Annotated in this window: 21 protein-coding genes; 10 read left to right on the top strand and 11 right to left on the bottom strand. The window is 73.5% G+C overall.

Going from position 1 to position 23,174, the window contains the following annotated elements; all coding sequences use genetic code 11:
* Positions 1 to 665: 665 nt before the first annotated feature.
* The 6 genes from C1A38_RS26630 to C1A38_RS26605 form a co-directional block, all read right to left on the bottom strand.
* Entirely contained in the window at positions 666 to 1,061 is a 396-nt protein-coding gene (locus C1A38_RS26630; RefSeq protein WP_102660460.1) for an SCO2097 family morphological protein, read from the bottom strand.
* 115 nt (positions 1,062 to 1,176) lie between these two features.
* A complete protein-coding gene (locus C1A38_RS26625) occupies positions 1,177 to 2,436 on the bottom strand; it encodes a DNA polymerase IV (RefSeq protein ID WP_102660459.1) in 1,260 nt (419 codons plus the stop codon).
* Between the two features lie 82 nt (positions 2,437 to 2,518).
* The gene (locus C1A38_RS26620; protein WP_102660458.1) at positions 2,519 to 3,736 is read right to left on the bottom strand and encodes an alkaline phosphatase family protein; all 1,218 of its coding nucleotides are present in this window, start codon (positions 3,734 to 3,736) and stop codon (positions 2,519 to 2,521) included.
* Complete coding sequence (locus tag C1A38_RS26615; RefSeq protein ID WP_102660457.1) at positions 3,733 to 4,539, bottom strand: methyltransferase domain-containing protein; 807 nt, start codon at positions 4,537 to 4,539, stop codon at positions 3,733 to 3,735. The genes C1A38_RS26620 and C1A38_RS26615 overlap by 4 nt, the downstream gene beginning before the upstream one ends.
* Before the next feature lie 51 nt (positions 4,540 to 4,590).
* A complete protein-coding gene (locus C1A38_RS26610; protein WP_102660456.1) occupies positions 4,591 to 8,043 on the bottom strand; it encodes an error-prone DNA polymerase in 3,453 nt (1,150 codons plus the stop codon).
* Between the two features lie 72 nt (positions 8,044 to 8,115).
* Complete coding sequence (locus C1A38_RS26605; RefSeq protein WP_102660455.1) at positions 8,116 to 9,696, bottom strand: DNA polymerase Y family protein; 1,581 nt, start codon at positions 9,694 to 9,696, stop codon at positions 8,116 to 8,118.
* Between the two features lie 179 nt (positions 9,697 to 9,875).
* On the opposite strand from C1A38_RS26605, the gene C1A38_RS26600 reads away from it, so the two are divergent.
* The gene (locus C1A38_RS26600; protein WP_146017637.1) at positions 9,876 to 10,358 is read left to right on the top strand and encodes a hypothetical protein; all 483 of its coding nucleotides are present in this window, start codon (positions 9,876 to 9,878) and stop codon (positions 10,356 to 10,358) included.
* A gap of 140 nt (positions 10,359 to 10,498) precedes the next feature.
* On the opposite strand, the gene imuA' is transcribed toward C1A38_RS26600, so the two are convergent.
* Both imuA' and C1A38_RS26590 read right to left on the bottom strand, forming a co-directional pair.
* Complete coding sequence (gene imuA', locus C1A38_RS26595) at positions 10,499 to 11,218, bottom strand: DnaE2-dependent mutagenesis accessory factor ImuA' (protein ID WP_102660453.1); 720 nt, start codon at positions 11,216 to 11,218, stop codon at positions 10,499 to 10,501.
* Positions 11,219 to 11,374: 156 nt separating this feature from the next.
* The gene (locus C1A38_RS26590; protein WP_102660452.1) at positions 11,375 to 11,824 is read right to left on the bottom strand and encodes an SAV_6107 family HEPN domain-containing protein; all 450 of its coding nucleotides are present in this window, start codon (positions 11,822 to 11,824) and stop codon (positions 11,375 to 11,377) included.
* Between the two features lie 580 nt (positions 11,825 to 12,404).
* On the opposite strand from C1A38_RS26590, the gene C1A38_RS26585 reads away from it, so the two are divergent.
* The 7 genes from C1A38_RS26585 to C1A38_RS26555 all read left to right on the top strand — a co-directional run bounded on the left by C1A38_RS26585 (position 12,405) and on the right by C1A38_RS26555 (position 18,681).
* Entirely contained in the window at positions 12,405 to 12,893 is a 489-nt protein-coding gene (locus tag C1A38_RS26585) for a YbaK/EbsC family protein (RefSeq protein WP_102660451.1), read from the top strand.
* Between the two features lie 76 nt (positions 12,894 to 12,969).
* Positions 12,970 to 13,707 (top strand): monooxygenase, encoded by a 738-nt coding sequence (locus C1A38_RS26580; RefSeq protein ID WP_102660450.1) that lies wholly within the window; start codon positions 12,970 to 12,972, stop codon positions 13,705 to 13,707.
* Positions 13,704 to 14,267, top strand: a complete 564-nt coding sequence (locus C1A38_RS26575; RefSeq protein WP_102660449.1) for a GNAT family N-acetyltransferase — start codon at positions 13,704 to 13,706, stop codon at positions 14,265 to 14,267. Before C1A38_RS26580 ends, C1A38_RS26575 begins: the two co-directional genes overlap by 4 nt.
* Positions 14,264 to 15,121 carry a carotenoid biosynthesis protein gene (locus C1A38_RS26570; protein ID WP_102660448.1) on the top strand — a complete coding sequence of 286 codons (858 nt, stop codon included), beginning with the start codon at positions 14,264 to 14,266 and terminating at the stop codon, positions 15,119 to 15,121. The genes C1A38_RS26575 and C1A38_RS26570 overlap by 4 nt, the downstream gene beginning before the upstream one ends.
* On the top strand, positions 15,118 to 16,245 hold the full coding sequence (locus C1A38_RS26565) for a glycosyltransferase family 2 protein (protein WP_102660447.1): 1,128 nt from the start codon (positions 15,118 to 15,120) through the stop codon (positions 16,243 to 16,245). The genes C1A38_RS26570 and C1A38_RS26565 overlap by 4 nt, the downstream gene beginning before the upstream one ends.
* Before the next feature lie 55 nt (positions 16,246 to 16,300).
* A complete protein-coding gene (locus C1A38_RS26560) occupies positions 16,301 to 17,788 on the top strand; it encodes a phytoene desaturase family protein (RefSeq protein ID WP_102660446.1) in 1,488 nt (495 codons plus the stop codon).
* A 122-nt stretch (positions 17,789 to 17,910) separates the two neighbouring features.
* Positions 17,911 to 18,681: a GNAT family N-acetyltransferase gene (locus C1A38_RS26555; RefSeq protein WP_102660445.1), complete on the top strand. Its 771-nt coding sequence runs from the start codon at positions 17,911 to 17,913 to the stop codon at positions 18,679 to 18,681.
* Positions 18,682 to 18,729: 48 nt separating this feature from the next.
* Here the strand turns inward: C1A38_RS26555 and C1A38_RS26550 are convergent, their stop codons facing one another.
* The 3 genes from C1A38_RS26550 to metF are packed head-to-tail and all read right to left on the bottom strand — an operon-like array spanning position 18,730 to position 21,364.
* Entirely contained in the window at positions 18,730 to 19,677 is a 948-nt protein-coding gene (locus tag C1A38_RS26550; protein WP_102660444.1) for an RNA polymerase sigma factor, read from the bottom strand.
* Positions 19,678 to 19,713: 36 nt separating this feature from the next.
* Positions 19,714 to 20,403 carry a CDP-alcohol phosphatidyltransferase family protein gene (locus C1A38_RS26545; protein ID WP_102660443.1) on the bottom strand — a complete coding sequence of 230 codons (690 nt, stop codon included), beginning with the start codon at positions 20,401 to 20,403 and terminating at the stop codon, positions 19,714 to 19,716.
* A 43-nt stretch (positions 20,404 to 20,446) separates the two neighbouring features.
* Entirely contained in the window at positions 20,447 to 21,364 is a 918-nt protein-coding gene (gene metF / locus C1A38_RS26540; protein WP_013735117.1) for a methylenetetrahydrofolate reductase [NAD(P)H], read from the bottom strand.
* A 276-nt stretch (positions 21,365 to 21,640) separates the two neighbouring features.
* On the opposite strand from metF, the gene C1A38_RS31000 reads away from it, so the two are divergent.
* Entirely contained in the window at positions 21,641 to 22,072 is a 432-nt protein-coding gene (locus C1A38_RS31000; RefSeq protein ID WP_146017636.1) for a helix-turn-helix transcriptional regulator, read from the top strand.
* Between the two features lie 9 nt (positions 22,073 to 22,081).
* Positions 22,082 to 23,164 (top strand): polyprenyl synthetase family protein, encoded by a 1,083-nt coding sequence (locus C1A38_RS26530; RefSeq protein ID WP_102660442.1) that lies wholly within the window; start codon positions 22,082 to 22,084, stop codon positions 23,162 to 23,164.
* The last annotated feature ends 10 nt before the right edge of the window (positions 23,165 to 23,174 follow it).

The raw sequence follows: 23,174 nt of genomic DNA, 5'->3' as shown, positions 1-23,174 counted from the left end.
CCCACGCCCGCCCCCCACGCCCCGCGCCCTGGGCCCCTGGGCCCTGCGCCCCTGGGCCCCTGCGCCCTGCGCCCTGCGCCCTGCGCCCCCGCGATCTTGCAGTTTCGGTCGCCTGAACGCCCGTTTCGCTGTAATAAGTCCCGACCAAAAGTGCAAGATCGCGGGACGGGACCCGACGCAACGCAGGGCGGGAAGTGACGGGACAGGACGCAGGACGCGACACGGGGCGGGGTACGACCGGGCGGGCGCAGAGCGCGACGTGCCCGCACGGGATCCTGCGCCCGCGATCTTGCAGTTTCGGTCGCCAAAATGCCCGCCTTGCTCCAGTAAGTCCCGACCGAAAGTGCAAGATCGCGGGGACGCCGGGCGAGCGCGAGGCGAACGCGGACGCGGGGCGAACGCGGGGACGCGGGGCAGGGCTCAGCGGTACGCGAGGGCGCAGGGTCAGGCGGGATCGGATGCTGGGGGGCCGGGGAGCGCGGCCAAGGGCTGTGGGTGACGCGCGAGGTGGGGTGGGTGGGGCGTGCGGGGTGAAGGGTGCCGTCAAGGGGGTGGGGCAGGCCGATGGCTCGATCGACCGGGGGTCGATCGAGCCAGGTGTGCGCCCCGGGGTGGGCCCGGTGACGCGATCCGCCGCCTAAGGCTGCACGGGCCGGATCACCGGGTCAGCGGTGCCCCTCCGGGCGCTGCCGCCACCGGTCCTCCATCCGGTCGATGAAGCCTGGCCTCCGGCCGGCACGACCGCGGGATCGGCGACGACTCGCCGTGCCCCCGACGACGTGCAGGTCCGGCGACTGCGCTCGACGGTGCGACTGCACGGCGAACGCGGCCGAGGCCAGCATGACAACGAATCCCGCCACTGCCAGCGGCGGAGTTTTGATCACCGCGCCATATACCAACAACGCCAAGCCGGCGATGATCAGGCCGGCAGCGACGAGCAGGCGACGCCGCGCGTGGAAGCGCGGATCGCTGGCGCGCACGGCCGAGGCGAATTTGGGGTCCTCGGCAAGCGACCGCTCGATCTGCTCGAACAGCCGCTGCTCGTGCTCCGAGAGCGGCACGGCACTCCTCCCCGGTCACGTTGGTCGGTCCGGTCGGGCCGACAGACCGTGGCAGCCAACCGGCTGCTTACCCGCAAGTCTACGAGGGGGCTCGCGCGTCGGAAAGCGGGACGACCTATGGCCGCGTCGGATTTTCCTTTCGTCGCGTATCTCGGCCGCTGAGAAGACTCGCCGGGCCTATGACGGACCGCCCGAATCGGGCAGCCGCCGCGTCGGCGGCGACCTCCGCCTCCCGCCATCCGCGCTCCGGTTCACCAAGGGTGAGCTGCCGGGGTGTGGCGTCCGCCCGGTGCAGTCCTTCCGCTCGTACGCCGACGAGACGGATTCGCTCGCCGGAGGGCAGGGCGGCGAACAAGGACCACGCTATGTCGAAGATCTCCCGAGCGACGTCGGTGGGAACTTCCAGAGTGCGCGATCGACTGATGGTGCGGAAGTCCGACATCCGCACCTTAATCGACACGGTCCGCCCGACCTGTTCGGCATCGCGCAGTCGGGCACCGACCTTCTCGGCCAACGCGAGGAATGTCCGGCGGAGGTGTTCCGGGTCGTCGACGTCGACGTCGAAGGTGACTTCCGCCCCGATCGACTTTTCCACCTGCTCGGGGCTTACCCGGCGCGGATCCCGCCCCCAGGCCAGCTCGTGCAGGTGCGCGGCGGCGGCCTGCCCCAGCGCGGTGCGCAGCATGCCGATCGGTGCCTGAGCCAGGTCACCGACGGTACGCAGACCGAGCCGCAGCAGCGCCTCGGCGGAACGCTCCCCCACCCCCCACAACGCCGACACCGGCAACGGGTGGAGGAAGTCGAGCACCTGGGCGGCCGGGACGACGAGCAGCCCGTCGGGTTTGGCGCGGGTCGAGCCGAGCTTGGCGACGAACTTGCTCGGCCCCACCCCCACCGAACAGGTCAAGCCCTGTTCGGCCTCGACCCGTTCACGGATGCGGCGGCCGATCGTCGCCGGCGAGCCGAACAGCCGCCGGGCCCCCGCGACGTCGAGGAACGCCTCGTCCAGCGAGAGCGGCTCGACCAGCGGGGTGACGTCCCGGAAGATCTGCATGACCGCTCGGGAGGCGGCCGTGTAGCGGGTGAAATCCGGCGGCAGGAAGATCGCGTGCGGGCAGAGGGCGCGGGCCCGCATCGTGGGCATCGCGCTGCGTACGCCGTACCGTCGGGCCTCGTAGCTGGCGGAGCTGACCACCCCGCGCGGGCCGACTCCGCCGACCACGACGGCCCGGCCGCGCAACTCCGGCCGGTGCCGCACCTCCACCGAGGCGTAGAAGGCGTCCATGTCGACGTGCAGGATCGGGCAGCCGGTGTCGTCGGCGTCCGGCCCGAAGCGGGGATCACCGCCCCGGGGTAACGACTGGCTGCGGCCCACCTGGGCAGGTTAGCCCCCGGCACCGACATCCAGGCCGGTCAGCCCCCGGCACCGGCATCCCCGGCACCGACATCCAGGCCGGTCAGCCCCGTACGACAAGCAGTGGAATGGTCATCTCGGCCGCCGTGTCCGCGCCGTGGAAACCCACAAGCCGGGACAGCATCGGGCTCTCCGACCGGCTGGCCAGCACGGCGTACGTGTCGTTGCAGACCACCACCACGTCGCCGATGCGGCGCAGGTGCTCCTCGGGTACCGGTCCGAACCAGCCGGTGGCCACCGCCTCGTCGCGGGTCAGCACCCGGGCGGCCGGGCCCAGCACCTGCGACCAGGCGGCCCGTACGTCTTCGGTGGCCCCCGGGACGACGTGCAGGTAACGCACCCGGGGTTCCCCCGCGACCACCTGCAACCCGGCGGTCAACCGGGGGTCGGTGTCCAGGTCGAACCGGTGCTCGGCCGGTACGTTCAACTGCCCGTGGTCGGCGGTGACCAGCAGCGCCGCGTCCGACGGCAATCCGTCCACCAGCCGGGCCAACAGCGCGTCGAGGTCGGTGACGGCGGTACGCCAGGGCACCGAGTCGACGCCGCTGAGATGGCCGTGCCGGTCGACGTCCGGGTGATAGCCGGAGACCAGGGTGGGTCCGGTCCCGGCGGTCAGGGCGGCCAGCATCGTGGCGGCCAGCGCGTCGACCCCGGCGGCGCCCCGGTAGTCGCCTCCCCGGTTGGCGGCCACGGTCAGGCCGCTGCCACCGAACTCCGGCCGACTGACCACTGTCACCGCGACACCGGCGGCCCGGGCGCGTTGCAGCGCGGTGGTGACCGGCTGCCAGCGCATCGGTGGCGGGTCGTCGGTCCACTCGATGTGGTTGAGCACCCGGTCGGTGCCCGGCACCCGCAGGGTGAAACCGAGCACTCCGTGCGCGCCGGAGGCCGTACCGGTGCCCAGGGTGACCAGGCTGGTCGGGGTGGTGGAGGGGAATCCGCAGGTGAGCGGTCGTCCCGTGGTGGCGGTCAGCCCGGCCAGGGTCGGCGCGTACGGCGCGGCGATCGGGAGCTGGTGCCAGCCGAGCCCGTCGACAAGCAGCACCGCGATGCGGCGTACCCCGGCCAGTTCGTCGGCGAGCCCGAGCAGGTCGGCGCCGCCGGGCACCCCGAGCACCGCCAGCGCGCTGGGCAACACGTCCGCCAGGCTTCTCCCGCCGTACTCCGGCGTCACCGGTGCGAGGAGAGAGCCCTGCACGCGTTCGCTGCCTCCCGGAGGCGGCACGGCGGTGCCGTCGGGCGTTGCGGTGGGGTCGGTCATGCCGGGCGGCGGGCGAACAGGTGCAGTTGCACGGCGAGGTCCCGCCAGGGCGGGCGGGCGGCCAGCGCCCGCTCCAACTCGACAAGGGCACCCTGTTGGCCGTCCGCCACGGCCGCGGGCAGCAGGTCGGCGAGGACGCGTACGCCGTGGATCTCCTCGACGGTGAGGCCGGCGGCGGTCAGCAGCGCGGCGGCGCCCTCGGCGTCGAAGCGGCGGCGCAACGTGTCCCGGGGCCCGGCGGTGCCGGCGGGGTCGGTGGCCAGCGTGGCGGCCACGTCGAGGTGCCCGTTCATGGCCCGGCCGAGCACCGCCGCCGACCGGCCGGCGACCAGCACGCTCACCGCGCCGCCGGGACGCAGTGCGGTGGCCAGCGCGGCCACCACCGACGCCGGCTCGTCGACCACCTCCAGTACGGCATGACAGAGCACCAGGTCGACGCTGTCCGGCTCGACCAGCCCGGCGAGCGCGTCACCGTCACCCTGCACCGCGCGTACCCGGTCGGCCACCCCGGCCTCGGCGGCCCGCCGGCTGAGCGCGGCGAGCGCGTCCGGACTGGCGTCGACCACGGTGACCTGGTGTCCGGCCTGGGCCAGCGGCACGGCGAAGCCGCCCGTGCCGCCACCCACGTCCAGCACGGTCAGTTCGGCGGAGGGCCGACGGTCCAGCTCGGCGCGCAGCACCGACCAGACCACGGCGGTACGGGGGGTCAACGGCGGCCCGGCCGCGCCTGGGGTCTGTTCCACCCGGTCGAGCCTAGGGCCTGCCCCGCCGGCCCTGCAGCCGAGGTTGAGTCCACCGGGCATCGGCCCCGGTCACACCGGTCGGGTACGCCGCAGCGGCGCTGTCCATCGTCGTCAGCGGAAATCGCGGGAGGCCGGCCGGACCGGCGGCTCGATGGCCTCCAACCGGTCGGCGATCAGGTTTGTCACCCCCTCGTGCCGTTGCAACCTTCCCCGCACCACAAGCGCCGCGCTGGTCCGGGCCACCCGCCGCTGGCGCTGCCACAACCCCGGTGAGCAGGTCACGTTGAGCATCCCGGTCTCGTCCTCCAGGTTGAGGAAGGTGACCCCGCCCGCGGTCGCCGGCCGCTGCCGGTGGGTGACGATCCCGCCGACCCGGATCCGCCGACCCGGTTCCACCCGGCCCAGCCGGTCGATCGGCACCGCACCCATCGCCTCCAACTGCGGGCGGATGAAGCGGGCCGGATGATTCTCCGGGGACAACCCGGTGGCCCACACGTCGGCCACCAGCCGGTCCACCGCCTCCATTCCGGGCAGGGTCGGCGCGGCCGCGCCGGTCACCGTGCCGGGCAGCCGGTCCGGTCGGTCCTGCGCCGCCGCGCCCGCCGCCCACAACGCCTGCCGCCGGCTCAGTCCGAAACAGGCGAAGGCGTCCGCGGTGGCCAGGGCCTCCAGGTGGGCAGCGGTCAGACCGACCCGCCGGGCCAGATCCGGCATGTCCCGGTACGGCCCGTGCGCCGTCCGCTCCGCCACGATCCGCTGCGCCACCGGCTCGCCGAGGGTACGCACACCCGACAGTCCCAGCCGTACGGCCGGCCCGCCCAGCCCCCAGGCGTGCGGCGGCTCCCCCGGCTGGCTGCCCCACCGGGTGTCCGCTGTGGACTCCAGCACCGGTTTCACACCGCTGGCGTTGACGTCCGGTCGACGGACCTCCACCCCGTGCCGGCGGGCGTCGTCGACAAGGGTCTGCGGCGAGTAGAAGCCCATCGGTTGGGCGCTGAGCAGCGCGGCCAGGAACGGACCCGGGTGGTAACGCTTGAGCCAGGAGCTGGCGTACACCAGGTAGGCGAAGCTCATCGCGTGGCTCTCCGGGAAGCCGTAGCTGGCGAACGCGGTGAGCTTGCGGTAGACGTCGTCGGCCAACTCACCGGTGATGCCCCGCTGCGCCATGCCGGTGTAGAGCCGGTCGGCGATGCGCGCCATCCGCTCCACCGAACGTTTGGCTCCCATCGCCCGACGCAGCTGATCGGCCTCGGCCGCGTCGAAGCCGGCCAGGTCGATGGCGAGCTGCATCAACTGCTCCTGGAACAGCGGTACGCCGAGGGTCTTCTCCAGGGCGTTGCGCATCAGCGGATGGGCGTACGTCACCGGCTCCTGCCCGTTCTTGCGCCGGATGTACGGGTGCACCGAGCCGCCCTGGATCGGGCCGGGCCGGATCAGCGCCACCTCCACCACCAGGTCGTAGAACGTCCGGGGTTTGAGCCGGGGCAGGGTGGCCATCTGGGCCCGGCTCTCCACCTGGAACACCCCGACCGAGTCGGCCCGGCAGAGCATGTCGTAGACCTCGGGGTCGTCGAGCGTCATGTCGCCCAGATCCAGGCTCATCCCGATCATGTCGTAGCCGTAGTGCAGCGCCGAGAGCATGCCCAGGCCGAGCAGGTCGAACTTGACCAGGCCGACGGCGGCGCAGTCGTCCTTGTCCCACTGGAGCACGCTGCGGCCGGGCATCCGGCCCCACTCCACCGGACACACCTCGATCACCGGCCGGTCGCAGATCACCATGCCGCCGGAGTGGATGCCCAGGTGCCGGGGGAAAGTCTGCACCTCGTTGGCGTACGCGACCACCTGCTCGGGGATCTCCGGCACGTCCACCGCCGCCACGTCACCCCAGCGGTCGATCTGCTTGCTCCAGGCGTCCTGCTGACCGGGGGAGAAACCGAACGCCTTGGCCACGTCCCGCACCGCCGACCGGGGCCGGTACGAGATCACGTTCGCCACCTGGGCGGTGTGCTCCCGGCCGTACCGGGCGTAGACGTGCTGGATGACCTCCTCCCGGCGGTCGGACTCGATGTCCACGTCGATGTCGGGCGGGCCGTCGCGTTCGGGGGCCAGGAAGCGTTCGAACAGCAGCCGGTGCCGGACCGCGTCCACATTGGTGATCCGCAGGGCGTAGCAGACCGCCGAGTTGGCCGCCGAGCCCCGGCCCTGGCAGTAGATGTCGGCCCGGCGGCAGAACTCGACGATGTCGTAGACCACCAGGAAGTAGCCCGGGAAGCCCAGCGCCTCGATCATGTTCAGCTCGTGGTCGAGCTGCGCGTACGCCTGCGGGTGGGCCTCGCGGGGGCCGTAGCGTTCCCGCGCGCCGGCCTCGGTGAGCTGCCGCAACCAGCTCATCTCGGTGTGCCCCGACGGCACCGGGTACGCCGGCAGTTGCGGTGCGACGAGTTGCAGGTCGAAGGCGAGTTCCGCGCCGAACTCGGCGGCCCGGGCCACCGCACCCGGGTACGCGGCGAACCGGGCCGCCATCTCGGCACCGGAGCGCAGGTGGGCGGTGCCGGCGGCGGGCAGCCAGCCGTCCATCTCGTCCAAGCTGCGCCGGGCCCGTACGGCGGCCAGGGTGGTGGCCAGTCGACGTCGCCCCGGCGTGGCGTAGTGCACGTTGCCGGTGGCCACTGTGGGCAGCCCGGCGGCGGTGGCCAGCTCGGCCAGGGCGTCGTTGCGGTCCTCGTCGACCGGGTGCCCGTGGTCGGTCAGTTCCACCGCCACCGTCTCCGCCCCGAACAGGGCGGTGAGCCGGTCCAGCTCGCGGGCCGCCGCCTCGACCCCCTCGGTGAGCAGGGCGGCCGGCACGTGCCCCTTGCGGCAGCCGGTCAGCACCAGCACGTGGTCGCGCAGGTCGGCGGCGATCTCCTCCAACTCCCCGTAGACCGGGCGACCCTTCTCCCCGCCCCGCAGGTGGGCGCGGGCGATGACGGTGGCCAGCCGGGCGTACCCCTCGTGACCGTGGGCCAGCACCAGCAGGTGCTTGCCGTGCGGGTCGGGTACCCCGTTCTGCGGGCCGGGCAGGCCCAGGGTCAGCTCCGCCCCGAAGATCGTCGGCAGGTGCAGCGCGCGGGCCGCCTCGGCGAAGCGCACCACGCCGTAGAAGCCGTCGTGGTCGGTGACGGCGAGCGCGGTGAGCCCCAGCCGGGTGGCCTCCTCGACCAGTTCCTCCGGGTGGCTGGCGCCGTCGAGGAAGCTGAAGTTGGTGTGCGCGTGCAGTTCCGCGTACGGCAGCACATCGTCGGGCCGGGTCAGCTCCGGTGGCAGGTAGTGCTCCCGCCGCCGGCTCCAGGCCGGCGAGTCACCCCCGTCGGCGTCGACGGCGAGCGGATCCACCACATGCAGATGCCGCTCCCCACCGCCTTCCCCCTTCCCGCTGCCCTTCCTGCCCCCGCCGCTCCGGCCCTCACCGCTCCTGCCCCCGCCGCTCCTACCCCCGCCGCCCTGCCCGTTCCCGCTCCCCGGCCGACCGGAAAGCACCCGCTCCAACTCCGACCACGGCAGCCGTGGATTGTGGAAACTCATCGTCCCCACCTCGCCGCCACGATCTTGGTACGTTCCGGCCCCCAGGAGGGCTGTTTCGTACCAAGATTCACGTCAGTCATAGATCGCCTCCAGCAGCCATCGGCCGCGCTCGACGGCGAGCAGCAGTGCGGTGCCGTCGGCCAGGCAGACCTGGAAGCGGGCTCGGCGACGGGCCTCGGCCGGGGCCCACCATCGCTCGTCGACCGGCCACGGACCGGCCCAGCCGACGATCTCGGCTGCCCTGCCCACGCCGACCGGGACCAGGGCTTCCACCGTCGCATCGATGCTCAGCCGGGCCGGCGGGGCACTCATCGCCAGCCGGGCACTCACCGTCACCGGCTCACCAGCGGCATCCCACACCTGCACGGCGAGCGCAGTGGGCAGCACCACCGCCGGCGAGGGCGGCGGCAGCCGCCCCGGCCAGGACGGCAGCGGGGTGGCATCGGGACGGGCGGGTAGCCGTTCGTCGCCCCATGGGACCAGCCGTACCTGGTCGGCCGGAGAGCGCCCGCCACCGAGCACGGCGGTGACCACCGCTTCGGGGCCGAGCAGTCCCTGCACCCGGCTCAGCGCCCGATGCGCCCGCTCGCGCTCCTCGCCGGTCTCGCCCCACAGCCCGGGTTGCAGGCCGGCCTGGGCCAGCAGCCCGTCCGGCACCAACCGCAGCCGGATGATCCCGGCGGTGGGCCGGGCCGGGCCGCCCCGGCGGGCGCCGGTGAGCCAGCCGTCCAGTTGCCAACGGACCCGGTCGGCGATCGCCGCCGCGTCCAGCAGACCGTCGTGCCGCCAGACCCGGTGCAACTCCTGGCCGTGCGCAGTGACCGCCTCGATGCCGAGCCGGGTGCAGGCCAGCCCGTGCCCGGCGAGCCGCTCGTGCAACCGTTCGGCCAGCGTCCGGGCGGCGAACGCCGCGACGTCGACCCGCTCGATCGGCTCGTCGAGGTCGGTGGTGACCGTCAGGTCGACCGGGGGCCGCCGGACCGCGAGGGGGCGGTCGTCCCGGCCGGCGGCCATCCGGTGGGCCAGCGCCCCGTCGAAGCCGAACCGGGCCAACACGTCACCGGCGGACAGCGCGGCGAAGTCACCGAGCGTACGCACTCCGAGCCGGCGCAGCAGGTCGGCCAGGGTGGGCCGGCCGAGCGCCTCGACGGGCTGGGCGGCCAGGAACTCCGGTGTCTCGCCGGGCGGCACGATCCGCCCCTGTCGGGCGGCCAACCCGGCGGCGAAGACCCCGTCGGCGACACCGACCTGGCTCTCCACCGCGCAACTCTGCGCGACGTGCTCGACGATCCGTTCGGCTGCCGCCTCCTCACCGCCGAGGTAGCGGCTCGGCCCTCGGGCGGGCAACGCGCAGGCGCCCGCGCGGACCACCTCGACCCCGACCGCCACCTCCTCGACCGCGGCCACCACCGGCTCGAAGGCCCGTGCGTCCCGCCCGGGATCGTGGTCGACGACGGTCAGCCCCGGGCAGCGGCCCTGTGCCTCCCGCCGGCGCAGCCCTCGGCGTACCCCCTCGGCCCTGGCCTGTTCGGAGCAGGCGAGGACCCGGTTGGCGTGCAGCACCGCCACCGGCCCGGTGGCCGGTACCCCGTCGGCTATCTCGGCGGCGAGCACCGGCCAGTCCGGGCACCAGAGCAGCAAGGTCCGTGTCATCGGCCGTACCTCGCGATGGTCGTGCTCACCACCAGGCCGACTTGACCCCGAAAGCTAATGGCATTAGCTTTTTGGCTACAGCAGTAAGCCAAGTGCTGCCGGGCCGCCGACGTTGCACTGCGGCGGTTCCCGCCACCCCTGCCCCTCATCCGACCCGCATGGCCGTCAAGGAGTCCGCAATGAACCGGATCCGAGCCGGTGCCGCCGCCCTCGCCGCCGCGGCCGTCATGTTCGTCCTCTATCCCGCCCTGCGCCCCTGGCACGACGAATCCACCGCGGCCGGCGCCCTCGCCGCGATGTCCGCCAGCACCTGGGTGCCCTCGCACACCTTCGCCATGATCGGCTTCATCCTGGTGCCGCTCGGCCTGCTGGTCCTCGCCCGGACCGTCGCCGGCACCGGGTCGGGCCGCACCCTCGTGGCCGCCTTCGTCACCAGCACCGTCGGCGCCGGTCTGGTGCTGCCGTACTACGGCGCCGAGGCGTTCGGCCTGCACGCGATCGCTCGCCAGGCCACCACCAACCCACAGATCGACCTGCTCGCCCTGGCCGATCAGGTGCGGTACGACCCGATCGCGATCTCCACCTTCGGGATCGGCCTGCTGGCACTCGCTGTCGGCGCCACCCGTCCCCGGCCCACCCGGCGAGCCGACCCGGGCCGCTGATCCACAAGCGGTCGGCCCACCGACCGCCGACCGGCCGACTGCACAGCGGCCGGCCCGGAGCGCACCGTTCTGACGCACACCGAACTGACGCGCACCGAACTGATGCGCGCCGAGCTGACGGTTTGCCTGGGGGTGGACGCTCATGCCGATGCCACCACGCGTAGCGCGGCCTCCGGCCGGCCGGCCGGTGCCGACCGGGGGATTACCCGGGTCAGTTCGGCACCGGGCAGCCACACCGTGAGCTCCTTGGGGCGGGCGGCGGCACCCCGGCCGCGCGCCGAGATGGTCATCTCGCGGCGACGCAGCCGCCCCCGCCCCGACCCGAGCCCCTCCCACACCCCGCGTACCACCTGGAGCGTCACATCCGCGCCGTCCCACCGGCCGTACGGCACCAGCACGCTGCCGCGTTGCCGGGCCCGGGCGGCCAGTCGGCCGGCGACGGAGGCGGAGACGGCGGCCGGCACGGCGGTGACCACCACGTCGACCCCGTCGATGAGCGCGGCGACCACGGTCGGCCATTCCGGACCGGGCTGCGGCACCAGGGCGAGCCGATCCAGGGCGATTCCCGCCTCGGCCGCCGCGCCGGGCCCGAAGGTCGGCATCCCGACCACCGCGCACCAGGAGCCGGCGCGGGACGCCTCGGCGAGCAGGGCGAGCAACAGCGATGTGGTGCCGCTGTGCCGGTGCTGCCCGACGCCGACCGCGATGGTGCTGCCGCGCCGCAACCCTCGGCCGGGCAGCAACCCACTGAGCTCGGGCCGTACCGGCAGCATCCGGTGGCCGCCCGCCGGATCGGGGGCGCTGGCCGGACGCACCAGTGCGGCCAGCGCGGCAGAACCGACGACCATGCGGCCCGCCATCGGATCTACCCCCGTCGGATCGCCCCGGGCACCGGCCCGAGGATGGTGCTGTCGTTGCTTCGGATGAGGACGTGCCGACACGGCATGGTCGGGTCGGCGTTGCCGGACGACGCCCGGCCACCCTGGGTCCCGCCGGTGGTGACCGGACGCCGAGACTCAGGCGACGAGTCCCTCGATCGCCGGCTGATGGGCCATGCCGAGTGCGGACTCGACCACCGTGACGAATTCCCCGGCGGCACGGAGCAGGTCGTCGGCCTCCCGGGCGGTGACCACCCGAGGTATGCCGGCCTCGGCGGCGGCCCGCTTGCCGGCGGCGACGGCGAAGTAGTTGGCCCACTCGTTCAACTCGGGGGCGACGCCGGCGAGCAGGACCCAGACACTTGTGATCCGGCTGCGGCGGGTGGGCGCGGGACGGGCGCGGGCGGCGAGCACCGCAGCGGCGGCACGCAGGGCCGCGAGGTGGGCGGTGGCGTACCGGAGGCCGTCGGGACTCGTCCGAGCGGCTTCGGCGAGCCCTTGCCGCGCCACCGCCAGCAGTTGGGCGGGAGTGCGGTGCGGCAGCACGTGCGCGGGCACCGTCGGCACCTGGGCCGGGCTGGTCGGCATGTCTCCTCCAGGCGGACCGGGGCGGGCGGTCGCACGACGGAGGAGATCCGTCGGCGCGGGACACCCGCGGCGGGCGGTGCGGAGGAAGACGCACCAGGTGGGTGGCCGGGCCGGGTGTGGAGCTTCCCCACACCACACCCGGCCGGCGTACCGGCGGGTCCGTCGCTCGCCGCCCGGGGGTCGTGGGCGGCGAGCGACGTTCCTGCCTGATGGGTCCGGACTCGCGACTGCCCGGGGCCCGGTGCGGTCCGCGGTACCGCACCTCTCTCGGAGCCGGATGCCGCGAAACACCCGCCCCGAGGGGGTTGGAACGAACGTTCGACTCAATCGAACACTCGTTCTAACTGCTGCTGACAGTACACCCTCCCCCCGACGAAAATGCAACGTGTGGCGCGCCGGCACCCTCCGGTCACCGATTTCCCCGGCCCCTGACGCCGCCTCACCCCGAGCCCGCCTCACCCCGAGCCCGCCTCGCCCCGAGCCCGGCAGCCCCCACGGCCTCGAAGACGAGCGAGTCAGCGACGGCCACCCACCCGACTCCGGCTGCAGCGCCCGGCCGGGCACCGGGGAGAATGGCGGGATGCAGTCACACCCGAACGTCCGGGCGGTGCAGGACGCGCTCGACGCCGCACAGGCGCGCAACGGTTCCGACGCACCGGCCACGGTCCGCCTGTTGCCCGACGCCGTGCACACCGCCGCGGCCGCCGCCGAGGCGCTCGGCGTCGACGTGGGGGCCATCGCCAACTCGCTCGTCTTCGACGCCGACGGGGCCCCGCTGCTGGTGCTGACCTCCGGCGCGCACCGGGTGGACACCACCGGCCTGGCCGCCCGGCTCGGCATCACCCGGCTGCGCCGGGCCACCCCGCAGTTCGTCAAGGAACACACCGGCCAGGTGATCGGCGGGGTCGCCCCGGTGGGCCATCCGCAGCCGCTGCGCACCCTGGTGGACAACGCCCTGGACAAGTACGACGAGGTCTGGGCCGCCGGTGGCGTACCGCAGGCGGTCTTTCCCACCACGTACGCCGAACTGCTGCGGATCACCGGCGGAACCCCTACCGACGTGGCGTGAACGAGCGAAGCGAGCGAACCATCAAGCGCAGCAGCGTGGTGCCTCGCGCTGGCGGCGATGTGAGCGAGGCGGCGGCGTGAGCGAGCCAGAGCACGTTCCGGAGCTGGTCACCCTGCATGTGTGGCGGATTCCCCGGGCCGCCGTGGGCCGGGCGCTGGTCCGGATGGCGCGGGATCCGCGCCGGTTGCGCGCCCTGCCCGGCGTACGGTTCGGCAAGCTGCTCGGCACCGGGACCGGCACCGGCTTCGGGCCGGGTGACGCCGACCTGACCCGCTGGGCGGCGTTGACGGTGTGGGACTCCCCCGTCGCGGCCACCCGGTTCGCCGAATCATCGGTGGGTCGGGCCTGGTCCCGCATCGCCGTGGCCGGCGTCCGGCTCGACCTGCGGCCACTGAGCAGCCGGGGTGAGTGGTCCGGCCGGCGGCCGTTCGGCGAGCCGACCGGTGGCCGGGTCAGCGGGCCGGTGCTGGCCCTGACCCGGGCCCGACTGCGACCGACCCGAGCGCTCACCTTCTGGCGGGCGATCCCGCCGGTGGCCGCCGCCCTGCACGCCGCGCCCGGCCTGCTGGCCCGCTTCGGCGTCGGCGAGGCCCCGTTGGGTTGGCAGGGCACGGTGAGTGTGTGGCGTGATCCGACAGACCTGGTGGGGTTCGCGTACCGTCACCCGGAGCACCGGGCCGCGATCGCCCGGACGGAGACCGCGCGGTGGTACGCGGAGGAGCTCTTCACCCGGTTCGAGGTGCGTGACGTGATCGGTGACCGGACGGTACTGGGGTGGGTCGACGGCGACCCGGCGAAGGGTGGACGGGCATGAGGTTGGTGCGGTGGACACCGGACGATCTCCTCCGGCGGCTGGACGACGTGGTGGCTGTCTACGGCGAGGCCATGGGTTACCGCGCCGACCTGCTGGAGGCCCGCCGTGGCTACATCGCCACCCACGTACGCCGTCCCGGCTTCCGGGCCGTCGCCAGCCTGACCGCCGAGGGGCACCTGGCCGGGTTCGGCTACGGCTACCTCGGCGGCCCCGGCCAGTGGTGGCACGACCAGGTCTGGCGGGCACTCGACCCGGACGCCCGACGACGCTGGCTGACCGACTGCTTCGAGGTGGTCGAGTTGCACGTACGCCCACCGGCGCAGGGGCACGGCCTGGGTGCCGGGCAACTGCGGGCGCTGCTCACCATGGCCGAGGGCGCGACCACGCTGCTGTCCACCCCGGAGGCCGACGAGCAGACCTCTCGCGCCTGGCGGTTGTACCGCCGGTTCGGCTTCGTCGACCTGCTGCGCGACTTCCACTTCCCCGGCGACGAACGTCCGTTCGGGGTGCTCGGCCGGGATCTGCCCCTACCCGCGCCCACGCAGCCGCCGCGATCATGAACGGCGGACCATCGGCCCGGTCGGCGACCCGGGCGTACGCCTGGGGGATGCTCGCCCTGCTGGTGCTGGCGCAGATCTGCTACCCGCTGACCAGCGGGACGACCCGGGCCCGGCTGACCGTGGCCACCGTCGTGCTCGGCTACCTGCTCTCGGTCGGCCACGCCCTGCTCAGCCGGGGCCCGCGTACGGCGTTCGCGCTGATCGCGTTGGCCAGCGGCGGTGGTTTCGCCATCGAGGCCCTCGGGGTGGCCACCGGATTTCCGTTCGGCAGCTACGACTACTCCGGCCAACTCGGCCCGAAACTGGCCGGGGTGCCGCTGATCATCCCGCTGGCCTGGACCTGGATGACCTGGCCGGCCTGGCTGGTGGCGACCCGGCTCACCGGCGGCGGCACGGCACGCCGGTGGTGGCGGTGGCCGGCGCGGATCGGGCTGGCCACCCTCGGCCTGGCCACCTGGGACCTCTTCCTCGACCCGCAGATGGTCGCCGAGGGACACTGGGTGTGGCGTGACGCCACCCCGGCACTGCCCGGGCTGGCCGGCATCCCGGTCAGCAACTACCTGGGCTGGCTGCTGTTCGCCGTGCTGGTGATGACCGCGCTGCGGCCGCTCGCCGGTGCCGCCGTGGCCGACACCGACACCCGCGACCGGCCGATGTACGCGCTCTACCTGTGGACGTACGCCTCCAGTGTGCTGGCCCACGCGGTCTTCCTGGACCTGCCCGCCTCCGCGCTGTGGGGCGGGTTCGGCATGGCGGTGATCGCGGTGCCGCTGGCGGTGACGCTGCTGCGGGCCCGCCGGACCGGCGACGACCACGCCGGCGCGGAGCGCACCAGGGCCGACGTCGCGGCATGACCTGGCTGCTCGTCGTCCTGCTCGTCGTCGTCGCGTTGACCGGGCACACCGTGGTCAACGCCGGCCGGTGGCTGCGCCGCCCGGCGGACCGTCCGGTGCAGACCGACGAACGGGTGAGTGTGCTGCTGCCGCTGCGCGACGAGGCCGACCGGGTCACCCCGTGCCTGCGGGCGCTGCTCGCCCAGCGCGGCGTACCGGGACTGCGGATCGTGGTGCTCGACGACGGCTCCACCGACGGCACCGCCGAGGTGGTCCGCGCGGTGGTCGGCGACGACCCCCGGGTCACCCTGCGCACCGGGGTCGCCCCGCCGCCGGGCTGGCTGGGCAAGCCACACGCCTGCTGGCAGTTGGCCGGCCACGTCGAAGGATCGACCGACGCGCTGGTCTTCGTCGACGCCGACGTGGTGCTCGGCCCGTACGCCGTGGCGGCGGCGGTCACCGAACTGCGCGCCGCCGGGGCTGAGCTGCTGTCGCCGTACCCGCGGATCGTGGTGCGGACGGTGGCCGACCGGTTGGTGCAGCCGTTGTTGCAGTGGTTGTGGCTGACCTTCCTACCGCTGCGGGCGATGGAACGCTCACGGCGGCCGTCGCTGGCCGCAGCCGGTGGGCAGTTCCTGGTCGTCGACCGGGCCGGCTACCTGCGGGCCGGGGGGCACGCGGCGGTCGCCGACCGGGTGCTGGAGGACATCGAACTGGCCCGCGCGGTGAAACGTGCCGGCGGCCGGATCGCCCTGGCCGACGGCTCACGGCTGGCCACCTGCCGGATGTACGACACCTGGCCGCAGCTGCGCGACGGCTACACCAAGTCGCTGTGGGCCACGTTCGGGCATCCGCTGGCCGCCGCGCTGGTGGTCGGTCTGCTGCTCCTGCTCTACACCGCGCCGCCGCTGGTCGCCGTGGCCGCCCTGCTGGCCGGGGCGCCGGTCCTGGCCGGGGTGGCCGCCCTGACGTACCTGACGGGGGTGGTGGGACGGGTGGTCAGCGCCCGTGCCACCGGCGGGCGGGCCTGGCCCGACGCGCTGAGCCACCCCGTGTCGGTCGCGGTCCTCGGCTGGCTGACCGTACGGTCGTACCATCTGCGCAAGCGGCGGCGCCTGTCCTGGCGCGGCCGTCCGGTCGGCTAGATCCGCCTGCGGCGGGCCGGAGCGAGGACTTCGACACGGTCTAGGAGGACGCGGCATGGCGCGGATCGTGGTCGTCGGCGCCGGGGTGGGCGGGTTGGCCACCGCCGCCCGGCTGGCCGTCACCGGGCACCAGGTGACCGTCCTGGAGCAGGCCGACACGGTCGGCGGCAAGCTCGGGCGGCACACCCGCGACACCGAGGCGGGTCCGTTCCACTTCGACACCGGGCCCAGCCTGCTCACCCTCCCCGAGGTCTTCCACGAACTGTTCGAGGCGACCGGGGCGAAGCTGGACGAATATCTCGACCTGGTGCCGCTGGACCCGATCGTGCGGCACGTCTTCGACGAGGGTGCTGCGGTGCTGGACTCCTGCGCCGACCCGGCGGAGTTCACCGCCCGCATCGGCGCGGCCCTCGGTGACCGGGCCGCCGCCGACTGGCAACGGTTGTGGCGGCGCGCGGCCCGGGTGTGGCGGGCCAGCGAACACGACATCCTGCGTCGCCGCGTCGACTCGCCCCGGGACCTGGCCCGACTGGCCTGGCGGCTGGGCGACCTGGCCGCCATCCGCCCCGGGCAGAGTCTGCGTGGGCTGGGCCGGTCCCACCTGTCCGATCCTCGGCTGCGGATGCTGCTGGACCGGTACGCCACATACACCGGCGCGGATCCGCGGCGCGCCCCGGCCGCCCTGGTCGCGGTCCCCTACGCCGAGTTGACCTTCGGCGGTTGGTACCTGCGCGGCGGGCTGGGCACCCTCGCCGACGCGCTGCTGTCGCGCTGCCTGGACCTGGGGGTGGTGGTACGCACCGGCACCACTGTCACCCGGATCGACGCCACCGGCGGTCGGGTGCACGGGGTACGCGTCGCCGACCAGCGCGCCCCGATCCCCGCCGACGTGGTGGTGGCAAACGTCGACGCGCTCACCGTCTACCGTGACCTGCTGCCCGACGCGCGCCGGCTGGCCGGGCTCACCGACCGCAGCCTTGCCGGTTTCGTGCTGCTGCTCGGCGTACGCGGGGACAGCGGGCTGGCCCACCACAACGTGTTCTTCCCCCGCGACTACGACGCCGAGTTCGACGCGGTCTTCGGCGACCCGGGTCGGGGGGTACGGGCCCGGCCGGCCGCCGACCCGACGATCTTCGTCACGGTGGCCGACGACCCGGCGGTTCGCCCGGACGGCCACGAGGCGTGGTTCGTGCTTGTCAACGCCGCCCGGCAGGGCACCGCACCGGGTGCGGTCGACTGGCGTCGGCCGGGGCTGGCGCAGGCGTACGCCGATCGGATCCTCGACGTGCTCGCCGAACGCGGCGTGGACGTCCGCGACCGGCTGGTGTTCCGCGACATCCGGACCCCGGCCGACCTGGCCACCGCCACCGGCGCCCCGGGCGGCACCATCTACGGCACCGCCGGTGGTCTGCTGCGCCCGGCCAACCGGGGGCCGGCTCGCGGCCTGTGGCTGGTCGGCGGCTCCAGCCATCCGGGCGGCGGCCTGCCGATGGTGACCCTGTCCGCCCAGATCGTCGCCGACGCCGTCGGCCCCGCCTGGTAGGCGCACCAGGCGGTGAGCGCCGCAACAGCATCGTTGAAGGCCGCAAAGCATCGGTGAGCGCCGCCACAGCAGAAGTCCGGCGGGGCGTCGAACTACCGCCGGGCCGAGGACAACGTGTCGACATGATGCCCACGAACGACGTCGTCACCTCGATCCACGACCTGCCGGCGCAACTGGCCAACAACCGGGCCTACTGGTGCGGCTGGGTCAGCCCGGACGGGGCCGACGACGACCTGCCCATCTTCCGCACGGGCGTGCCGCACCCGCTGCTCAACGGGGTCCTGCGGGTACGCAACCGGCCGATCGACGAGACCGTGGCGCAGGCCGGCCGGCGGCTCGCCGGTACGCCCTGGCTCTGGTGGGTCGGCGCGGACAGTGATCCCGGCATCGCCGACGCCCTGGCCGCGCAGGGCGGCAGGCAGGTGTCGACGATGCCCGTGATGGCCGTCGACCTGGACCAGGTGGCCGAGCTTCCCGGCCCGCCGGGCCTGGTCGTCGACCAGATCGACGATTCGGAGATCCCCGCCTTCGTCGCGGTGTACGGGCCCTCGCTGGGGGTGCCGGACGACGCCGTCGCCACCGTCACCGAACTGGAGATCGACCGCCCGGCCGGCCGAGCCGAACTGCTCCGCTTCGTCGCCCGCCTCGACGGTCGGGTGGTCGGCACGGCCGCCACGTTGATCAGCAACGGGGTGGCCGGGATCTATGTCGTCAGCACCGTCGCCGAGCAGCGGGGCCGGGGCATCGGCACGGCCGTCACCGCCGCCGCGCTGCGGGCCGGGCGGGAGCGTGGCCTGCGCGTCGGCACGCTGCAGGCCAGTTCCGCAGGCGAACCCGTCTACCGGCGGATGGGCTTCGAGACCATCGACCACTACCGGTTGTTCAGCCTGTAACGCCCCGCCGGAGCACGAGGGTGGCCGGGCATCCGGCCACCCTCGTGGTCACCGAACCTTGGCCCGGTCGGGGTGGAACACCCGCAGCCGAGACACCCGGTCCGCCTCCAGGGACTGCACCCACACCGCGCTCGGTGGGCAGTGGAACGGGTCCTCCGGCGGGTTGATCAGATCGGTTTCCAGGATCACCACGTCCCGTGCCGCCACGATGTTGGCAAGCCGGTAGACCACCCCGTCGTGCACGTCGGCGTACATCGTCCGGGCCAGCGGGTCGATGCCGTTGGTGCGGCGACCGTCCGACCACCACGTCTGCACCGCCGGGCTCCAGGTCTCGGCAAGGGTCCGCGCGAAGCTGCCGTGCCGTCCGGACCAGAGCATCTCCTCCGCCTCGGCCCGACGCCGCCGGGTGAGCACGGCCACGTCATCGTGTACGGCGTCGGCCGTCGCCAGCAGCGCGTCGGTCAACTTCGCCCGCGCCTGGTGCAGCCGGCTGCGCACCGTACCGATGGGCACCCCGCAGAGCGCGGCGATCTGGTCGTACGCGGTGACGTCGGTGAAGTAGCGGAGCATCGTGACCAGCCGCAGATTGGGCGACAGCTCGTGCATGGCGGTCCAGAGCCAGTCGGCGTGGGCGGTCCGCTCCACGATCCGTTCGAGATCCGACCCGACGGCCGGGGACGCGACAAGTTCCAGCTGATCGACCGGTACCTCCCGCTGTGCCCGGAACTGGAGCCGGCCGACATTACGCACGATCGTCCGCAGCCAGGGCCCCACGGCCGCCGGGTCACGCAGGTCACCGATGCGGCGCAGCGCGATGAGCGACGCCTCCTGCACCGCGTCCTCGGCCTCCGGCCGGTGACCACAGACACTCAACGCCACCGCGCGCATCGCCGCCGTGTGCCGCGCCAGCAGCAGCCCCAGGCAGCCGACGTCGCCGGCCTGCGCCGCCCGGACCAGCGCGACGTCCGAAAGATCCCCCGTCGTTGCAGTTGTCACTCGGCAAGATTAGCCGCCGTCCGTCCAGCGGGCCGATCACCCTGCGTCGATCAGTGCCCGGCGTACGGCCGAGAGCAGTTGCCCCAGCCCGAAGGCGGCCAGCAGCACCCACACCGCGGTCGCCATGGTGATGGTGCCGGCCGCCAGATCCGGCTGGATCAGACCGGTCAGACCGGCCAGCAGCAGTCCCACCAGGGCCACGCAGACCCGGGTGGGCCGCTCCCCCACCGTCACCGCGCCGATCTCCCGCATCCCGGCGGCGACCGCCCGGGCCCGGACGTACTCGTGCAACCAGGACAGCGCGCCGGCCGCGGCGACCAGCGCGCCGGGCGCGCCCACCAGCCAGAACGCCACCAGCCAGGCGACCTCACCGATCCGGTCGGCAAGCGAGTCGTAGACGTAGCCGAGCCGCGTCGTGCGGCCGGTGGCCACCGCCACCGCCCCGTCGACGCTGTCGGCCACCGAGGCGAGCAACACGAACAGGGCACCGAGGAACGGGCCGTCACCCGCCCGGACCGCGAACAGGGGTACGCAGAGGCAGAGCAGCACGCCGACCGCCGTCACCGCGGTCGGGCCGACCCGCAGCCGGCCCAGCAGAAACCCGAGATGGTACGACAGGCGCAGCCAGGCGCGTACCACCGGAGTGGCCGCCCGAGGGTCGAACCCACCGTGCAACCGTGCCCACGCGGTGGCGTACTCGTTCCAGTTCAGCTGTCTGCCCACCACGGTTCAACCGTCACGGCGGCGCTGAGGTATCGCGCCGGCACGCTCACGTCGAGGCGCCCACCCGCAGGTTCTGCCAGATCTCCCGGGTCGCGGTGGACCGGTTGAAGGTGATGAAGTGGATCCCCGGCACACCCTCGTCGAGCAGCCGCTGACACATCTCGCTGGCCTGCTCGATGCCGAGCCGGCGGACCGCCTCCGGGTCGTCGGCGACCCGCTCGAAGCGGGCGGCCAGCGCCGGTGGGAAGGGTGCCCCGGACAGCTGCACGGAGCGTTCGATGGTGCCGATGCGGATCACCGGCATCACGCCGGCCAGGATCGGGGTGTCACAGCCGGCGGCGGCCACCCGGTCACGCAGGCGGAGGTACTCGTCGGCGTCGAAGAACATCTGCGTGATGGCGAACTCGGCGCCGGCCCGGCATTTGCGGACGAAATACTCGGTGTCGCTGGCGATGTCCGGCGAGCGCGGATGCCGGTACGGGAAGGCGGCCACACCGACGCTGAAGTCACCCGAGCGGCGGACCAGGCGAACGAGATCCTCGGCGTAGTCGATGCCGTCGGGGTGCCGCACCCACTCGCCGGTCGGATCACCGGGCGGGTCGCCCCGCACCGCCAGCACGTTGCGCACCCCGGCGCCGGCCAACCGCCCGATCACGTGCCGCAACTCGGCCACCGAATGGTTGACCGCGGTCAGGTGGGCCATCGGCAGCAGGGTGGTCTCGGTGGCCACCCGTTCGGTGACCGCGACCGTGGTGTCCCGCGTGGTTCCGCCGGCACCGTAGGTGATCGAGACGAACGACGGCTGCAACGGCTCCAGCTCACGGATGGCCTGCCAGAGCTGCCGCTCGCCCTGCTCCGTCTTCGGCGGCATGAACTCGAAGGAGAAGGTCGGCTGGCGGTCACGGACCAGCTCCCCGATCGCCGGTTGCGGATTGGGGAGGATCGACGGTAGACCGAGCGCCACGCGTCGACTCTAGCCGGATCGGCCGCGTATCCCCATCTTCTTCCCACAGCCAGGGATCACTGTCCGCATCGTTCTCGACCCGACGACTCGCTCGCACCTGTGCCGTACGTCGGTGTCCCGGGCTTCGTTCGCGGACGGAAACGTCGGACCCCTGCGATAACCATGACTCAGCGCGGGCGGTCGAGGACCGCAGGGGGCCGCGCGGGGGTCACGATCCACCGGTGGGCGGTCCGGTTCCGGGCCGGCCACCAGCGCGCGCCGACCTCCGGAGGACCGATGCCCCCGCACCCGCCCGATTCGCTGTCCGGGCCGCCGCTGACCCGGTTGCGCCTCGCCCGAGGCTGGAGCCAGTCCCGGCTCGCCGCCGAACTGTGCGCCGCCGCCGGGGTGCCGACACTGAGTCGGCACGAGATATCCCGCTGGGAACGCCAGCGGCGCACGCCCGGCCGCTACTGGCACGCCTGGTTGGCAATCGTCCTCGGCGTGCCGACCGGACCGCCGCTCGACTCCTCGGGCCCGGCGCCGACCTGCCTGCCCGCCGGCCGGACCGTGCTCACCGATGGTGACGTGATCTGTCCGAAGGGCGACCGTGATCGGCGTGTCGGCCGTTGCCGACCGACCTCCGCACGCCCACCGACGCGAATCGTCGGGCGAACCGCGACGCGCCGGAACGTGGGTGGGTCAGCACGCGACGACCTGACCTATTAGCGTCGGGACGTGACCCACGCTGCTCCTGTCTCTCCTGTCGACCGGGCCGGCCTCCGCCAACGGGTGGACCAGGCCCTGTCCGACTTCCTCGCCGGTCGCCGATCGTGGATGACCGACCTCGATGACGCCCTGGTTCCGGTCGCCGAGGCGATCGAGTCGTTCGTGCTCGGCGGGGGCAAGCGCCTGCGGCCCGCCTTCGGCTACTGGGGCTACCGGGGTGCCGGCGGAGTGGACACCGACGCCGTGGTGACCGCCCTCGCAGCACTGGAGTTCGTCCAGGCCAGCGCCCTGATCCACGACGACCTGATGGACCGTTCGGACACCCGGCGCGGAGAGCCGGCGATGCACCGCCGATTCGCCGCCTGGCACCGTACGGCCGGTTGGGGTGGCAACCCGGACGGCTTCGGCGACGCGGCGGCGATCCTGCTGGGCGACCTGTGCCTGGTCTGGTCCGACGAGTTGCTGCACTCCGCCGGGCTGGATCCCCGCACCGTCGCCCGGGCCCGGCCGGACTTCGACGAGATGCGCACCGAGGTCACCGTCGGGCAGTACCTCGACGTGGTGACCCAGGCCACCGGGGACGCCTCGCTGGAACGGGCCAGCAAGATCGCCCGCTACAAGTCGGCGAAGTACACAGTCGAACGACCGCTGCTGCTCGGCGCGGCGCTGGCCGACGCTCCCGCGGACATACGGGTCGCCTACTCGGCGTACGGGCTGCCGTTGGGCGAGGCGTTCCAACTGCGCGACGACGTGCTGGGAGTCTTCGGCGATCCCGCCCAGACCGGCAAGCCGGCCGGCGACGACCTACGCGAGGGCAAGCGGACCTACCTGGTGGCAGCGGCCCTGGAGGCGGCTGACGACGCCGGGCGGGAGGTGGTGCTCACCGGGCTCGGCGATCCCGCCCTGGACGCGGCCGGAGTGGCCCGACTACGGGACGTGATCATCAGCACCGGCGCACTGGCTCGTACCGAGCAGCGCATCGTCACGCTCACCGACGCCGCACTCGCCGCGTTGACCGCCGTCGACCTGGACACCGAGGCCCGCCAGTCCCTCGTCGACCTGGCCATAGCCGCCACCCGCCGCACCGACTGACCCACCCTCC

This window comes from Verrucosispora sp. ts21, assembly GCF_002879555.1.
GTDB lineage: Bacteria > Actinomycetota > Actinomycetes > Mycobacteriales > Micromonosporaceae > Micromonospora > Micromonospora gifhornensis.
Note: the sequence above shows the minus strand (reverse complement) of the source record. Positions and strands in the feature narration are given on the sequence as shown.

Bases quoted from the DNA above. Each gene is read 5' to 3' on its own strand.
- C1A38_RS26605 (WP_102660455.1), bottom strand. From the start codon at position 9,696: ATGACACGGACCTTGCTGCTCTGGTGCCCGGACTGGCCGGTGCTCGCC.
- C1A38_RS26585 (WP_102660451.1), top strand. From the start codon at position 12,405: ATGCAGTCACACCCGAACGTCCGGGCGGTGCAGGACGCGCTCGACGCC.
- C1A38_RS26555 (WP_102660445.1), top strand. From the start codon at position 17,911: ATGATGCCCACGAACGACGTCGTCACCTCGATCCACGACCTGCCGGCG.
- C1A38_RS26610 (WP_102660456.1), bottom strand. From the start codon at position 8,043: ATGAGTTTCCACAATCCACGGCTGCCGTGGTCGGAGTTGGAGCGGGTG.
- C1A38_RS26615 (WP_102660457.1), bottom strand. From the start codon at position 4,539: ATGCCCGGTGGACTCAACCTCGGCTGCAGGGCCGGCGGGGCAGGCCCT.
- C1A38_RS26560 (WP_102660446.1), top strand. From the start codon at position 16,301: ATGGCGCGGATCGTGGTCGTCGGCGCCGGGGTGGGCGGGTTGGCCACC.
- imuA' (WP_102660453.1), bottom strand. From the start codon at position 11,218: ATGGCGGGCCGCATGGTCGTCGGTTCTGCCGCGCTGGCCGCACTGGTG.
- C1A38_RS26570 (WP_102660448.1), top strand. From the start codon at position 14,264: ATGAACGGCGGACCATCGGCCCGGTCGGCGACCCGGGCGTACGCCTGG.
- C1A38_RS26590 (WP_102660452.1), bottom strand. From the start codon at position 11,824: ATGCCGACCAGCCCGGCCCAGGTGCCGACGGTGCCCGCGCACGTGCTG.
- C1A38_RS26575 (WP_102660449.1), top strand. From the start codon at position 13,704: ATGAGGTTGGTGCGGTGGACACCGGACGATCTCCTCCGGCGGCTGGAC.
- C1A38_RS26600 (WP_146017637.1), top strand. From the start codon at position 9,876: ATGAACCGGATCCGAGCCGGTGCCGCCGCCCTCGCCGCCGCGGCCGTC.
- C1A38_RS31000 (WP_146017636.1), top strand. From the start codon at position 21,641: ATGCCCCCGCACCCGCCCGATTCGCTGTCCGGGCCGCCGCTGACCCGG.
- C1A38_RS26565 (WP_102660447.1), top strand. From the start codon at position 15,118: ATGACCTGGCTGCTCGTCGTCCTGCTCGTCGTCGTCGCGTTGACCGGG.
- C1A38_RS26620 (WP_102660458.1), bottom strand. From the start codon at position 3,736: ATGACCGACCCCACCGCAACGCCCGACGGCACCGCCGTGCCGCCTCCG.